The sequence below is a fragment of the Streptomyces sp. NRRL F-6676 genome (assembly GCF_000725625.1).
Classification (GTDB): Bacteria; Actinomycetota; Actinomycetes; order Streptomycetales; family Streptomycetaceae; genus Streptomyces.
The window spans coordinates 59,040-72,598 of record NZ_JOHS01000014.1 but is presented as its reverse complement, the minus strand read 5'-3'; the positions used below and the strand labels follow the sequence as shown (position 1 = coordinate 72,598).

Genomic DNA, 13,559 nt, shown 5'->3' with positions numbered 1-13,559 from the left:
AAACAAGGGAAATGGATCGTCCCCCACGGGGGACCGGCCGGAGGAGGTGGGGCTGGCATGGACCGAAGTCGACCGTGCAGTACCACCCGCTCTTCCCGCCGCTGACGCGGTCCTCCCGGCCACTCCACATTCTCGCGGCCGGCTGTCACCTCGACGCTGCGCGCACCACGGAAGAGCACGTGCGTTTCGCCCTGCTTGATCTGTCGGACCTGCCCGATCTGCCTGGTCTGCCTGGTCTGCCTGGTTTGCCTGATCGCATCTGACCTGTATCAGCAGCGAAGCTCGCCACCGCGACGGCGCGGTGCTCCCCGCTTTGTGGACGTGCCGAAACCCCTCACGTCAGAACGTCCTCATTCCGGGCAGTTCCACCCCTCGTAGCGGCCTTTCGTTGCCCGCCCCGCGAAGGAGCCTGCCATGTCGATGATCCGTGACCTGCGTGCCGTGGTCCGCCCGTCCCGCCCGGCCGGCCGTAAGGACAACGGCACCTACGACACCACCCGCGACCCCGCCACGCCGTCCGCCGTCGTCGACTGCGCCGTCTACCGCGACGGCGCCCGTGTCGAGACGCCGGGCCGGCTGACCCCGCAGGAGGCGATGCGCCTCGTACGGCGTGACGGCGGCTTCGCGTGGATCGGTCTGCACGAGCCGACCGGCGCCGAATTCGCCGCGCTCGCGAGCGAGTTCGGGCTGCACCCGCTGGCCGTGGAGGACGCGGTCACCGCCCACCAGCGGCCCAAGCTGGAGCGGTACGACGACACGCTGTTCACCGTCTTCAAGACCATCCACTACGTCGAGCACGACCGGCTCACCGCCAACAGCGAGGTCGTGGAGACCGGCGAGGTCATGTGCTTCACCGGCCGGGACTTCTTCATCACCGTCCGGCACGGCGGGCAGGGCTCGCTGCGGGCGCTGCGCAACCGGCTCCAGCACGACCCGGAGCTGCTCGCCAAGGGCCCCTCGGCGGTGCTGCACTCGATCGCCGACCACGTCGTCGACGGCTACATCGCGGTCGCGGACGCCATGCAGGACGACATCGACGAGGTGGAGACGGAGGTCTTCTCGCCGGGCCGCAAGGGCACCCCGCGGGGCACCGACGCCGGGCGCATCTACCAGCTCAAGCGCGAGGTGCTGGAGTTCAAGCGGGCGGTCTCGCCGCTGCTGCGGCCGATGCAGCTGCTCAGCGAGCGGCCGATGCGGCTGATCGACCCGGACATCCAGAAGTACTTCCGTGACGTCGCCGACCACCTGGCCCGGGTGCACGAGCAGGTCGTCGGCTTCGACGAGCTGCTGAACTCCATCCTCCAGGCCAACCTCGCGCAGGCGTCCGTCGCGCAGAACGAGGACATGCGCAAGATCACGTCCTGGGCGGCGATCATCGCCGTGCCGACGATGGTCTGCGGGGTGTACGGCATGAACTTCAAGCACATGCCCGAACTGCACTGGCGCTACGGCTACCCGGTCGTCATGTGCGTCACGGTCGCCCTGTGTCTGACCATCCACCGCACGCTGAAGCGGAACGGGTGGCTGTGAACGGCCGCTATACCCTAAGCGCATGACGAATGAGCTGCTCGCGCGGGCCCTCGTAGAGGAGGCCACGAAGAAGTCCGGGCTGATCTGGGTGCGCGGCGGTGTGCTCGCGGCGGACGGCGGGGACGAGGCGGTGCCCGGTCCGACGCGTGCGCTGTGGCACGTCTGGCACGAGGGCGCGGTGTGCGTCGTCGGCGACGGGCCCGGGGAGCAGCCGCTGCCGGGGCTCGTCGACGGGGGCGACGCGGTGGTGACGGTGCGCAGCAAGGACAAGGGCGGGCGGCTTGTGAGCTGGCCGGCGCGGGTGGTGGAGCTGGCGGCGGGGTCCGCGGCGTGGGAGGCCGCGGTGGCGGAGCTCAAGGGGAAGCGGCTGAACGCGGTGGACGGGGAAGCGATGCCGGGCAGGTGGGCGCGGGAGTGCCGGGTGCTGCGGCTGGAGCCGGCGGGTGAGCCCGGGGGGTTGCCGTCGGGGTCGCTGGCGGCGGTGCCGGTGGAGGCGCCGGTGACGACGCGCATGCCGATGCCGGCGGCGCTCCCCCGGCTCCTGCGGCGCCGACGCCGCGCCGGCCGCATCCGCTGAGCAGCCGGCTCGCCCGGCGCGCGACGCTGCGGGCGGCTCGCCCGGCTTGCGGCTCGCCCGGCTTGCGGCTCGCCGCGCGGCACGCCCAGCCTGCGGGCGGTTCGCCCGGGCTGCGGTTCGGTGTCGGGCGCGGCTCGCCGTGGGCGGCTCGGGCCGCCGACGGTTCGCTGCGGGGCACGCCCAGCTGCGGGCATGCGTGCCGCTAGGGGCGGCACGGGTGGGCGACGGGGGTCCCCCCTGCTCGAACGAAGTTGAGAGCTTTGGCCCGGGGTGCGGTCCGCGGTCGGCTGACGGTTCAGTTGTTTCGCCCCCGCCGCCCCTACCCATTCCCGTCCCCCAGGGGCTCCGCCCCTTCGACCCCGGGGGCTGAGCGCCCAAGAGCTCGTGGGGTGGGGGGTGTGGGGCGGGTGCGAGTGCGAGGGGGCTGGGCGCGCAGTTCCCCGCGCCCCTTGCGAGGCGCACAGTTGCCCGCGCACCCGCGGCGCAGCCGCGCAGACAACACAGCCCCGCGCCCCTTACGGGGCGCCCCCCGGCGGAGCCGCGCAGAAGAGGCAGCCGGGTGCTTACGTCGTGGGGAGGTCGGTGCCGTAGTCGACGGTTTCGTCGGTGGGGGGTGGTTTGGGGGTGAAGGGTTTGTTCCAGTCGGTGAGGGTGAGCGCGCCCGCGTTCCCGGCGCGGGAGAGCCGGAGAGGGTACGGCTTGCCTTCGAGGGAGACGTCCAGCGCACCCCCGGACCCGTCGCCCCCGGCGACCCGCACCGTCCGTACCCCGTCCACCTCGTGCCGCCCGTCCGTGGACAACCCCCCGTGCAACGCGAGCAGCCCCGTCAGCAGCGTGTCCTTGTCGGTGAACCCACTGAACCGCTTGTACGCCGGGTCCTCGTCCGGCACCTTCACGTACTTGCCCTCCAGCTTCTCCGCCGCCGTCCCCGTCGAGCCCTTGCTCCCGCCGTCCTCCTGCTCCCAGAACGCCGCGTCGGCCTTCAGATAGAGCTGCTCCCCCACCCGCAGCAACTGGAACGTCGCGTTCTCGGCCGTCACGGCCCCCGAGGCACCGTCGTCCGACAGCTTTATGTCGAGCTTGTACGTCGTCTTCCCGCTCACCACCGCGCCCGACAGCCGCACCGTGTCCGCCGCCTCCGCCGCCGCGAGCGTCCGCTTGTGGATCTGCTCCGCCGGCAGCTTGCCCACCCCGTTGGTGCCCGCGTCCGGGTCCTCGCTGCACCCCGTGAGCCCCGTCCCCGTCACCACCAGTCCGGCACACAGCGCGCCCGCGAGCGCGGTTCTGCGGTTACGGCCCAGGGGAGTTGCAGTCACAGGTGGGGTGCCTCTCGTGTGATCCGCCATCGGCGTACCGCAGCGTACCGGTGCGCCGGGCCCGTACCGGAGCCAGTCCGTCCGGACCCCTCACCAGGGCGTTCCGTACCGGTACCGGCTAGCCTGAACCCGGTCTCAGCGGGCAGTCGGGAACAGGACAGGCCGAGAAGCGCACAGTGCGCACGGCGCACACGGCACGCACAGGACGCACAGCACGAGAAGGAGGCGCGCGAATGGCGGCAAGCGCCCCCCGGATCTTCGTCTCGCACCTCGCCGGCGTCGCCGTCTTCGACCCGACCGGTGACCAGGTGGGCCGCGTCCGCGATCTGGTCGTCATGTTCCGGGTCGGCCGGCTCCCCCCGCGGCTGCTCGGGCTGGTCGTCGAGCTGTCGACCCGGCGCCGTATCTTCCTGCCCATGACCCGTGTGACGAGCATCGAGTCCGGTCAGGTCATCTCCACCGGCGTGCTCAACGTGCGCCGTTTCGAACAGCGCCCCACCGAGCGGCTGGTCTTCGGCGAGTTGCTCGACCGCCGGGTGACGCTGGTCGAGGGCGGCGAGGACGTCACCGTCCTGGACCTGTCGGTGCAGCAGCTCCCCGCCCGCCGGGACTGGGAGATCGACCGTGTCTTCGTCCGCAAGCGCGGCCGGAGCGGCGCCTTCCGCCGCAACCGGGGCGAGACCCTCACCGTCGAGTGGTCCGCCGTCACCGGGTTCTCCCTTGAGGAGCACGGGCAGGGCGCCGAGAACCTGCTCGCCACCTTCGAACAGCTGCGCCCCGCCGACCTCGCCAACGTCCTGCACCACCTCTCCGCCAAGCGCCGCGCCGAGGTCGCCGCCGCCCTGGACGACGACCGCCTCGCCGACGTCCTGGAGGAGCTGCCCGAGGACGACCAGATCGAGATCCTCGGCAAGCTGAAGGAGGAGCGCGCCGCGGACGTCCTGGAGGCGATGGACCCCGACGACGCCGCCGACCTGCTCGCCGAGCTTCCCGAGGACGACCAGGAGCGGCTGCTGAGCCTGATGGCGCCCGGAGACGCGGCCGACATGCGCCGGCTGATGTCATACGAGGAGCACACGGCCGGCGGTCTGATGACGACGGAGCCGATCATTCTGAGGCCCGACGACACCGTCGCCGACGCGCTCGCCCGGGTCCGGAACCGGGACCTCTCCCCCGCACTCGCCGCACAGGTGTACGTATGCCGGCCGCCGGACGACACCCCGACCGGCAAGTACCTCGGCACCGTCCACTTCCAGCGGCTGCTGCGCGACCCCCCGTACACGCTCGTCAGTTCGATCATCGACGACGATCTCCAGTCGCTTGCCCCGGACGACGCGCTGCCCGTGGTCGCCGGGTTCTTCGCCGCGTACGACATGGTGGCCGCGCCCGTCGTCGACGAGTCCGGCTCGCTCCTCGGCGCGGTGACGGTGGACGACGTCCTGGACCACATGCTGCCCGAGGACTGGCGCGAGACGGAGTTCCACCTCGGGGAGGGGGCGCCCGGTGACTCCTGACCGCGAGGCACGTGAGCGCACTCCCGTGGGCGCCACCGCGAGCACCCGTCCGCGCAACCGGCTGGACCAGCCGCGCCCGCCGCGCCGCCGGCTGCTGCCGGAATGGGACCCGGATGCGTTCGGACGCCTGTCCGAACGCATCGCGCGCTTTCTGGGCACCGGGCGGTTCATCGTCTGGATGACGGTCGTCATCATCCTGTGGGTGGTCTGGAACGTCGCCGCGCCCACCTCCCTGCGGTTCGACGAGTATCCGTTCATCTTCCTGACCCTGGCGCTGTCCCTCCAAGCCTCGTACGCCGCCCCGCTGATCCTGCTCGCGCAGAACCGGCAGGACGACCGCGACCGGGTCAATCTCGAACAGGACCGCAAGCAGAACGAGCGCTCGATCGCCGACACCGAGTACCTGACGCGCGAGATCGCCGCGCTGCGCATCGGGCTCGGCGAGGTGGCGACCCGCGACTGGATCCGCTCCGAACTCCAGGACCTCGTCAAGGAACTGGAGGACCGCCGCGACGGCCATCCGGCGCACCACGCCGAGGGCCCCGCAGGCGGTCACCGGGGCCTCCCGCAGGCGCCTGACCGGCTCCCGCCCGCCCCCGGGCGCGGACGTGACGCAGAAGACCGCTGACGCACCGCCCGAGGGCCCCGTACGGCGCCGTACCATCGTGGACATGGTTACGGAAGACGCGGTGCGCGAGGCACTGGCGACGGTGAACGACCCCGAGATCCATCGCCCCATCACCGAGCTGGGGATGGTCAAATCGGTGGAGATCGGCGCGGACGGCGCGGTCGCCGTGACCGTGTACCTGACGGTCTCCGGCTGTCCGATGCGCGACACGATCACCCGGGGCGTGACCGAGGCGGTCTCCCGCGTGGAGGGCGTCACCCGGGTCGACGTCACGCTGGACGTGATGAGCGACGAGCAGCGCAAGGAGCTGGCGTCCGCCCTGCGCGGCGGCCAGGCCGAGCGCGAGGTCCCCTTCGCCAAGCCCGGCTCCCTCACCCGCGTCTACGCGGTGGCCTCCGGCAAGGGCGGCGTCGGCAAGTCCTCCGTCACGGTCAACCTGGCGGCGGCCATGGCGGCCGACGGGCTGAAGGTGGGCGTCGTCGACGCCGACATCTACGGCCACAGCGTGCCGCGCATGCTGGGCGCGGACGGCCGTCCCACCCAGGTCGAGAACATGATCATGCCGCCCTCCGCCAACGGCGTGAAGGTCATCTCCATCGGCATGTTCACCCCGGGCAACGCCCCCGTCGTCTGGCGCGGCCCGATGCTGCACCGCGCCCTCCAGCAGTTCCTGGCGGACGTCTACTGGGGCGACCTGGACGTCCTCCTGCTCGACCTCCCGCCCGGCACCGGCGACATCGCCATCTCCGTGGCCCAGCTGGTGCCGAACGCCGAGATCCTCGTCGTGACGACGCCCCAGCAGGCGGCGGCGGAGGTGGCCGAGCGGGCCGGTTCCATCGCCGTGCAGACCCATCAGAAGATCGTCGGCGTGGTCGAGAACATGTCGGGCCTGCCGTGCCCGCACTGCGGCGAGATGGTCGACGTGTTCGGCACGGGCGGCGGCCAGACGGTCGCCGACGGCCTCACCCGCACCACCGGCGCCACGGTCCCCGTCCTCGGCTCCATCCCGATCGACGTCCGCCTGCGCGAGGGCGGCGACGAGGGCAGGCCGGTGGTCCTCAGCGACCCCGACTCCCCCGCCGGCGCCGCGCTCCGCGCCATCGCCGGCAAGCTGGGCGGCCGCCAGCGCGGCCTGGCCGGCATGACGCTGGGCATCACCCCGAAGAACAAGTTCTAGGGCTCAGCAGAGGGCAAGCCCCCTTGCGCGCCTTACGGCGACTGCGCCAGGGGGCGCGCTGATCCCATGCGGCGACACCCGCGCCCCAAAGGGGCGCGGGGAACTGCGCGAGCGACCCAATCCGGCCCGCAGGCGCACTGCCGCACAGCCCCCACGGCGGGAGGGCGCGTCCCCGCTACCGCCGCATCTCACCGCTAGGCGTACGCGCCGATGTCCGCGACGGCGAAGCCCAACCCGTACGCGCTCATCCCGCGCCCGTACGCCCCCACGTGCACCCCCTGCTCCGTGGAGCCGGCCAGCACCCAGCCGTACTCGGACTCCCGGTAGTGGAACGGCGTCGGCACGCCGTCCACCGGCAGGGACAGCGAGGACCACTCAGGCCCGTCGAGATCGTCCGCGAGGATCCACGCCGTCTCGGTCTGCTGCTCCAGCCAGTCGTCCCGCAGCGTGTGGTCCAGCTGTCCGGGCCAGGTGCAGGTCAGCAGCCCCGCGCCCGCGAGCCAGGCCGCGGAGGACACGGACGTGGCCTCCAGCTGCCCGGTGCCGTCCGGGCTGCGCCGGCCCGGGTGCGCGGCGACCGTCACCACGACCGCGAACCGTTCCTTCTCGTCCTCCGTCGTCTCATGACGGATGGACGGCTCGTCGCCGTGCCCGATCGAACCGTGCTCCACCGCGCCGTCCGCGGCGGTACCCACCTGCATCAGCCAGCGCGGGCCCGTGAACGCCTCGTCGAGGCCGTACCAAGGGAAGGGCGCGCGCAGGTAGCCGTCGACCGTACGCCGGGCGGAGGGGACCTGTTGTCCGTCCTCCGCGGCCGGCGCCTGCGCGCCCACCCGACTCGTCGTCTCCATGTACCCGGACGCCTCCTCAGTTCCTGGCGGGACCCGAGCGGCCCGCCCCCCACGGGCGTCCTCGCTCATTTCTGGTCCGCACAACAACTGGGCAGCATAGCCACAGCTCTCCGGGCGGCCGGGAAACACCCGGCGCGTACGGCCTCGTGCACGTCGTACGGGCGCCGGCCGGGGGCCCGACACGCGGGCCGGGGCGCACGCGGGGCGCACGGCGTACGCGGGCCGGGCGACGGACACGCCGGCCGCGCCATGGTCACCGGCGACGGCCGGACCGCCGTCAGGTCGCGTCCGCGTCGAAGGGCGGCCGTTCCTCCGGCGTGGCCTTCTTCGTGAGCTCCGGCTTCTTCCGCATGTCGACGCTGCCACCGGAGGCCCCCGCGCCGGCGCCCGCCGCCTCGGGCTCGCTGTGCACGGCGTCCGCGACCTCGGCCATCTCCTTCTTCAGGTCGAAGCCGTTGCGGATCTCCTTCAGCCCCAGCTCGTCGTTCTCCAGCTGCTTGCGGATGAACGTCTTGGGGTTGAGGTCCTCGAACTCGAAGTCCTTGAACTCCGGGCCGAGCTCGTTGCGGATGTCCTGCTTGGCGCTCTCCGAGAACTCGCGGATCTTGCGGATCGTCCGCATCGTGTCCTGGATGACCTTCGGGAGCTTGTCCGGACCGAAGACGAGCACAGCAAGGACGACGATCGTCACCAGCTCGAACGGTCCTATGTCATTGAACACCTGAAGCTCCTCGCGATGTCCGCGGCCCTCGGGCAGTCCGTCAGCGGCCTTCTGGTCGCGTCCTCCGTGGTCCGGGCCGGGTCCACGGTACCCGGCGACACCCGGACACCGGTACTGCCCGGGCCGCTGTACCGCATGTACACGCCGCGTTCGCCCTGCTGTGCCCCTTGTGGGGCGGGGCATTCGCCCCGTTCCTGTGCGTTCTGCGCGTCCTGTGCGGTTTCGGCGGCGCTCAGCCGGCGCCCCCGGCGCGGTCCTCGGCGATCAGTTTCTCGGCGACCTGCCGGGCGTGGTTGACGGGAATGGCGAAGCCGAGCCCTATCGAGCCGCTGCGGCCCTCCTCGGCGCCCGAGTCGCCGTCGGCGGCGCGGATGGCGGAGTTGATGCCGATGACGCGGGCGCGGCCGTCGAGGAGGGGGCCGCCGGAGTTGCCGGGGTTGATCGGGGCGTCGGTCTGAAGCGCGTCGGTGTACGACACGTCGGCGTCCTCGCCCTTCTCGCCGTCCGCCGTGACGGAGCGCTTCGTGGCGCTGACGATGCCGGAGGTGACGGTGCCCGGCAGGTCGAAGGGGGCGCCGATCGCCACGACCGGGTCGCCGACGCGGACGTCGTCGGAGTCGCCGAGGGCGAGCGGGGTGAGGCCCTGGGCGTTCTCGACCTCGACGACGGCCAGGTCGGAGTGGGCGTCCCGGCCGACGACGGTGGCGCGGGCGGTGCGGCCGTCGGTGAACGTCACGGATATCTCGCCGCCGTCGGAGTCGCCGGGGGCGACGACGTGGTTGTTGGTCAGGATGCGGCCGTGGGTGTCGAAGACGAAGCCGGTGCCGGTGTCCTGTTCGCCGACGCCGCTGACGTGGAGGGTGACGACGCCGGGGAGGGCGTGGGCGGCGATGTCGGTGACGCTGCGGGCGGGGCGGGCCGGGGTGTCCCCTCCGGTCTCCGGGAGCGTGGCGCGGAGGTTCTCGTGCTCCAGGTAGGCGCCGGTGGCGAGGCCGGCGGTGCCGGAGAGGAGGAGGACGGCGAGGGTGGTGGCGACGAGTGTGCGGCGTTGTGGCTGCGGGCGGCTGGGCGGGGGTGCGGGGGCGTGCTGGAAGGGGGTGGGGGACCAGGGGTCGTAGCGGTGCCAGGGCTGTGGGGCGGGGGTGGTGGTGACGGCCGGCTGGGGGAGGTCCGGTTCGAGGTCGCCGTCCTGGTTCATGGTGTCCTCCATCGAAGGGCGCGACCGGATTCAACCAGGGTCGCCCTCCGAACCTTTCCTCACCCCCGTCAGGGCAGCGGCGGTGGCGTCAGGACCGGCGTCGTGGGCCAGGTCCCGAGCGGAAACGGCGGCGTCGCCGCCAGGGGACGGATCAGCGGGGAAACGGCGACCGCCTCCACCGGCGCCGTCAGCACCTGGGACACCCCCTGCGCCTGAGCGCCCCCGGCTCCCGGCAACAACGGCGCGTCCACGGACACCGCAGCCGACCCCTCCGGCATCCGCCTGCCCTGCGCGAGCAGCGGCCCGGTGCGCCGCCGGCGCCCCTCGGACGTCGCCGCCGTCGCACCCGCCGTTTGCGCGGGGCTGACGTTGCTGCCGGCTCCCGCCCCGCCCCGCGCCTCCGACGCCGTGTCCGCGGGACTCCCCGCGGTCACCCCGCCGAGGGCGATCGCGGCCAGCGACACCGCCCCGGCCGCGACGAACGCGAACCGCAGCCCGCGCGAGGCCGGCCGCTCCTCGGGCCGGCCCACATGGGCGATGCGGAAGCCGCGGTCACCGCCGGGGTCCCCGGACAGCGCGTGGCCCTCGGAGGGGGACAGCGCGGTCGCGTGGGCGCCCGAGGGGACGTAGCGGAAAGGGTCGGCGGAGACGCCGAACAGCCCGGTCTCCGGGGAGACCCGCCCCGGACGGCTACCGCGCGCGCCCCCGGCCCCGCCGGGACCCGTGGCGCCGAACGGCGAGCCGCCGTCGCCGGGGTCGCCCCCGGCGGGCAGGCCCTGGAGGCGGGCCAGGAAGCTCTCGGAGGGCGGCGGCGGCGCGGCCTGCGCGAAGACGCTCTTCAGCTGCCGCTGGGCGTCCGCCTCGGCCTTGCACTTCGCACAGGTGGCGAGGTGCGCCAGGACGCGCTCACGCGACTCATGACCGAGCTCTCCGTCCACCAGGGCGGAGAGCCGGTCGCCCAGATGCTGCTCGGCCGGTGTGGGACGACGTGATCCACTCACGCGGTCGCGCCCCCTCCTCCCAGCGCGGGCACTCCCGGGAAGGCGAACCCGCGTCGCTTCTCGGCACGCGCCTCCGGCGACCGGTGGGCGAGCGCCTTGCGCAGCTGGGAGCGGCCGCGGTGGATCCGGGAGCGGACCGTGCCGAGCTTGACGCCGAGCGTGGCGGCGATCTCCTCGTAGGAGAGGCCCTCGATGTCGCACAGGACGACGGCCGCGCGGAACTCGGGCGCGAGGGTGTCGAGCGCCTGCTGCACGTCCGCGTCGAAGTGCGCGTCGTTGAAGACCTGCTGGGGGGTGGGCTCGCGGCTGGGCAGCCGCTCGGCCGCGTCGTCCCCGAGGGCGTCGAAGCGGATGCGCTGCTTGCGGCGGACCATGTCGAGGAACAGGTTGGTGGTGATGCGGTGCAGCCAGCCCTCGAAGGTGCCGGGCGTGTATGTCGACAGGGAGCGGAAGACGCGGACGAAGACCTCCTGGGTGAGGTCCTCGGCGTCGTGCTGGTTGCCCGTCAGGCGGTAGGCGAGCCGGTAGACACGGCCACTGTGCGTGCTGACGATCTCCTCCCAGGTGGGCGGAGTCCACGCCTGCGAGTCCGCTTCAGAGGAGAAGGTCGCTGTCTGAGCGGAGTCGGCAGCCTGGATGCGGTCAGCGGTGTTGGTCACGGATTTCGGCCTGCCCGCCGAGCCGAGGAGTCGTCGAAACGCTCCTCCCCGTTCCTCGGGCGCGGCCGCACCTCCCCTGTCGGCTCTGGTGGTGTCCAGTGGAGCCCCTACCATAGCCACCCCGCCCGTTAGCTCCGGATAAGCGGTTTTACGAGAATTTGATACGCGCTGATCCGGCTCATACGGCTGCGTCAGCACTTGCTCGGCGCACTTCGTCATCTCCTGCCCCCGCTCACTCCCCCGTCGTCTTCCTCGCCCCTTTTAACGCCCGGTCCCATCTGCGGGTTCCCGACGCCAACGGATACAGTCACGCCGAGGCAACAACGGGGACAGGAGAGGGTCATTACCGCCAACCGGCAGACGAGCTGGGCGTTCGCCGACGCCTTTGTCGCCGAGGACGACGCGCTGCACTGGGCCCGGGAGCGGGCCCGGGAGGCAGGGCTGCGCTCGGTGTCGCCCGGCGCGGGTGCGGCCCTGCGGTTGCTCGCGGCCACCGTGGACGCCAAGGCCGTGGCGGAGATCGGCACCGGCACCGGCGTGTCGGGCATCCATCTGCTGCACGGCATGCGCCCGGACGGCGTGCTGACCACGGTGGACCCGGAGCCGGAGCGCCAGCAGTTCGCCCGGCAGGCCTTCCGCGCGGCCGGCTTCGCCAGCAACCGGGCCCGGTTCATCCCCGGCCGCGCCCTGGACGTGCTGCCCCGGCTCTCGCTGAATCGTTGCGCCTGCTGCGGCCCGGCGGGCTCGTCGTCTTCGAGGGCGTCTTCGCCGACGGCCGCACCATCGACTCCGGTCCGCAGCCGGCCGAGGTGGTCCGGCTGCGGGAGCTGCTGCGGGCGGTGCGGGAGAGCCAGGACCTGGTGCCGTCGCTGCTGCCGGTGGGCGACGGCCTGCCCGCAGCCGGCCCGGAAAGGAACCGGGAGCGGGACGGGGAAAGGGAGCGACCCAGGCGTCGTCGTGTCGATGCCTGGGCCGCTGAAGGGGATAAGGGCCGCTCGCGCGTCAGCCGACGACCTTCTTGAGGGCGTCGCCGAGCGCGTCGGCCTCGTCCGGGGTCAGCTCGACGACGAGCCGGCCGCCGCCTTCGAGCGGAACGCGCATGACGATGCCCCGCCCCTCCTTGGTCACCTCGAGCGGGCCATCACCCGTCCGCGGCTTCATGGCCGCCATGCTCGTACCCCTTCCTGAAACCAGGTCATCGTCAGCCGACGGCCCCCGCGAAAGGGCACGCGGTCCCTCGAAGGACACACGACACCGGCATCGAACACATTGCTTCCTGGCCATTATCCCGCATCTCAGGACCCGATGACCAACATCAGTCGGCATCGCTTGGGCAACGCGCGCGAGCAAAACCACTCAATTCGGCGATGCTGCTGCGATACTTCGCCGCCCGGCGGCCCGTTTCGGTGCCGGACCCGCCGCCCGGTTCTTTGACGCAGGTCACATGCGCCCGCCGGTCGGACGCGGGAGAACTCCGCCATGCTGTCCTTCGGAGCGGACGTACGGGCCGGACATACCGGCGGGTACGTCGTGCTGCCGCACCGGACCGCACTACGACCTGCATCGAGGGGACGCCATGGCCGACACCGTGCTGTACGAGGTGAACGACGGGCTCGCGACGATCGTGCTGAACCGCCCGGAGGCGATGAACGCGCTGAACGTCGTCGCCAAGGAGGCACTGCGGGACGCGGCGCGCTCGGCGGCCGCGGACTCGGCCGTCCGGGCGATTCTGCTCACCGCGGCCGGGGAGCGGGCGTTCTGCGTGGGCCAGGACCTCAAGGAGCACGAGGACCTCCTCGCCGCGGACCGGGAGAGCGGGGACGACCGGACGATGTCCACCGTGCGGGAGCACTACAACCCGATCGTGCGGGCGCTCGCGGGGGCGCCGAAGCCGGTGGTCGCCGCGGTGAACGGGGTCGCGGCGGGGGCGGGCTTCGGGTTCGCGCTGGCGGCGGACTACCGGATCGTGGCGGACACGGCGTCGTTCAACACGTCGTTCGCGGCGGTCGCGCTGACCGCGGACTCCGGGATCTCCTGGACGCTGCCGCGGGTGGTGGGGCCCGGGCGGGCGATGGACCTGCTGATGTTCCCGCGGAAGGTGCGGGCGCAGGAGGCGTACGAGCTGGGGATCGCGAACCGGGTGGTGCCGGGGGCGGAGCTGCGGGCGGAGGCGGCGGCGGTGGCGCGGGGGCTGGCCGAGGGGCCGACGCTGGCGTACGCGGCGCTGAAGGAGTCGGTGGCGTTCGGGTTGTCGCACTCGCTGTCGGAGGCACTGGAGAAGGAGGACGAACTCCAGACCCGGGCGGGCTCGTCGGAGGACCATGCGGCGGCGGTCCGGGCGTTCACGGCGAAGCGCGAGCCGAAGTTCATGGGGCGGTGAGGAGAGG

Annotated in this window: 13 protein-coding genes and 1 pseudogene; 7 read left to right on the top strand and 7 right to left on the bottom strand. The window is 72.5% G+C overall.

Going from position 1 to position 13,559, the window contains the following annotated elements:
• Positions 1-414 precede the first annotated feature (414 nt).
• Positions 415-1,530, top strand: a complete 1,116-nt coding sequence (locus tag IO29_RS11675; protein ID WP_030382416.1) for a magnesium and cobalt transport protein CorA — start codon at positions 415-417, stop codon at positions 1,528-1,530.
• 22 nt (positions 1,531-1,552) lie between these two features.
• A complete protein-coding gene (locus IO29_RS11670) occupies positions 1,553-2,107 on the top strand; it encodes a hypothetical protein (protein ID WP_030382415.1) in 555 nt (184 codons plus the stop codon).
• A 563-nt stretch (positions 2,108-2,670) separates the two neighbouring features.
• Here the strand turns inward: IO29_RS11670 and IO29_RS11665 are convergent.
• Positions 2,671-3,423 carry a hypothetical protein gene (locus IO29_RS11665; RefSeq protein WP_030382414.1) on the bottom strand — a complete coding sequence of 251 codons (753 nt, stop codon included), beginning with the start codon at positions 3,421-3,423 and terminating at the stop codon, positions 2,671-2,673.
• A gap of 233 nt (positions 3,424-3,656) precedes the next feature.
• Here IO29_RS11665 and IO29_RS11660 point away from each other — a divergent pair, with 233 nt between their 5' ends.
• The 3 genes from IO29_RS11660 to IO29_RS11650 are packed head-to-tail and all read left to right on the top strand — an operon-like array spanning position 3,657 to position 6,742.
• Entirely contained in the window at positions 3,657-4,937 is a 1,281-nt protein-coding gene (locus IO29_RS11660; protein ID WP_030382413.1) for a magnesium transporter MgtE N-terminal domain-containing protein, read from the top strand.
• A complete protein-coding gene (locus IO29_RS11655) occupies positions 4,927-5,565 on the top strand; it encodes a DUF1003 domain-containing protein (RefSeq protein ID WP_030382412.1) in 639 nt (212 codons plus the stop codon). The genes IO29_RS11660 and IO29_RS11655 overlap by 11 nt, the downstream gene beginning before the upstream one ends.
• A gap of 43 nt (positions 5,566-5,608) precedes the next feature.
• On the top strand, positions 5,609-6,742 hold the full coding sequence (locus IO29_RS11650; RefSeq protein ID WP_030382411.1) for an Mrp/NBP35 family ATP-binding protein: 1,134 nt from the start codon (positions 5,609-5,611) through the stop codon (positions 6,740-6,742).
• A gap of 194 nt (positions 6,743-6,936) precedes the next feature.
• Here IO29_RS11650 and IO29_RS11645 read toward each other — a convergent pair whose 3' ends face one another.
• The 5 genes from IO29_RS11645 to sigE all read right to left on the bottom strand — a co-directional run bounded on the left by IO29_RS11645 (position 6,937) and on the right by sigE (position 11,286).
• Positions 6,937-7,593 carry a hypothetical protein gene (locus IO29_RS11645; protein ID WP_030382410.1) on the bottom strand — a complete coding sequence of 219 codons (657 nt, stop codon included), beginning with the start codon at positions 7,591-7,593 and terminating at the stop codon, positions 6,937-6,939.
• A gap of 277 nt (positions 7,594-7,870) precedes the next feature.
• Positions 7,871-8,314 carry a sec-independent translocase gene (locus IO29_RS11640; RefSeq protein ID WP_030382409.1) on the bottom strand — a complete coding sequence of 148 codons (444 nt, stop codon included), beginning with the start codon at positions 8,312-8,314 and terminating at the stop codon, positions 7,871-7,873.
• 232 nt (positions 8,315-8,546) lie between these two features.
• Complete coding sequence (locus IO29_RS11635) at positions 8,547-9,512, bottom strand: S1C family serine protease (protein WP_078853530.1); 966 nt, start codon at positions 9,510-9,512, stop codon at positions 8,547-8,549.
• A gap of 68 nt (positions 9,513-9,580) precedes the next feature.
• The gene (locus tag IO29_RS11630) at positions 9,581-10,513 is read right to left on the bottom strand and encodes an anti-sigma factor family protein (protein WP_030381022.1); all 933 of its coding nucleotides are present in this window, start codon (positions 10,511-10,513) and stop codon (positions 9,581-9,583) included.
• Positions 10,510-11,286, bottom strand: a complete 777-nt coding sequence (gene sigE, locus IO29_RS11625) for an RNA polymerase sigma factor SigE (RefSeq protein ID WP_199806879.1) — start codon at positions 11,284-11,286, stop codon at positions 10,510-10,512. The genes IO29_RS11630 and sigE overlap by 4 nt, the downstream gene beginning before the upstream one ends.
• A 228-nt stretch (positions 11,287-11,514) precedes the next feature.
• Here sigE and IO29_RS36515 point away from each other — a divergent pair.
• Positions 11,515-12,074, top strand: a pseudogene (locus IO29_RS36515) (O-methyltransferase); the annotation flags it as partial.
• Between the two features lie 100 nt (positions 12,075-12,174).
• On the opposite strand, the gene IO29_RS36510 reads toward IO29_RS36515, so the two are convergent.
• Positions 12,175-12,342, bottom strand: a complete 168-nt coding sequence (locus IO29_RS36510) for a DUF3117 domain-containing protein (protein ID WP_003966491.1) — start codon at positions 12,340-12,342, stop codon at positions 12,175-12,177.
• Positions 12,343-12,748: 406 nt separating this feature from the next.
• Here IO29_RS36510 and IO29_RS11620 point away from each other — a divergent pair, with 406 nt between their 5' ends.
• On the top strand, positions 12,749-13,552 hold the full coding sequence (locus IO29_RS11620; protein ID WP_030381024.1) for a 2-cyclohexenylcarbonyl CoA isomerase: 804 nt from the start codon (positions 12,749-12,751) through the stop codon (positions 13,550-13,552).
• Positions 13,553-13,559 lie beyond the last annotated feature (7 nt).

What these genes read in the sequence shown, in the direction of transcription:
- IO29_RS11635 (WP_078853530.1), bottom strand. Translation starts at nt 9,512, where the DNA reads ATGAACCAGGACGGCGACCTCGAACCGGACCTCCCCCAGCCGGCCGTC.
- sigE (WP_199806879.1), bottom strand. Translation starts at nt 11,286, where the DNA reads ATGGTAGGGGCTCCACTGGACACCACCAGAGCCGACAGGGGAGGTGCG.
- IO29_RS11650 (WP_030382411.1), top strand. Translation starts at nt 5,609, where the DNA reads ATGGTTACGGAAGACGCGGTGCGCGAGGCACTGGCGACGGTGAACGAC.
- IO29_RS11645 (WP_030382410.1), bottom strand. Translation starts at nt 7,593, where the DNA reads ATGGAGACGACGAGTCGGGTGGGCGCGCAGGCGCCGGCCGCGGAGGAC.
- IO29_RS11675 (WP_030382416.1), top strand. Translation starts at nt 415, where the DNA reads ATGTCGATGATCCGTGACCTGCGTGCCGTGGTCCGCCCGTCCCGCCCG.
- IO29_RS36510 (WP_003966491.1), bottom strand. Translation starts at nt 12,342, where the DNA reads ATGGCGGCCATGAAGCCGCGGACGGGTGATGGCCCGCTCGAGGTGACC.
- IO29_RS11660 (WP_030382413.1), top strand. Translation starts at nt 3,657, where the DNA reads ATGGCGGCAAGCGCCCCCCGGATCTTCGTCTCGCACCTCGCCGGCGTC.
- IO29_RS11670 (WP_030382415.1), top strand. Translation starts at nt 1,553, where the DNA reads ATGACGAATGAGCTGCTCGCGCGGGCCCTCGTAGAGGAGGCCACGAAG.
- IO29_RS11620 (WP_030381024.1), top strand. Translation starts at nt 12,749, where the DNA reads ATGGCCGACACCGTGCTGTACGAGGTGAACGACGGGCTCGCGACGATC.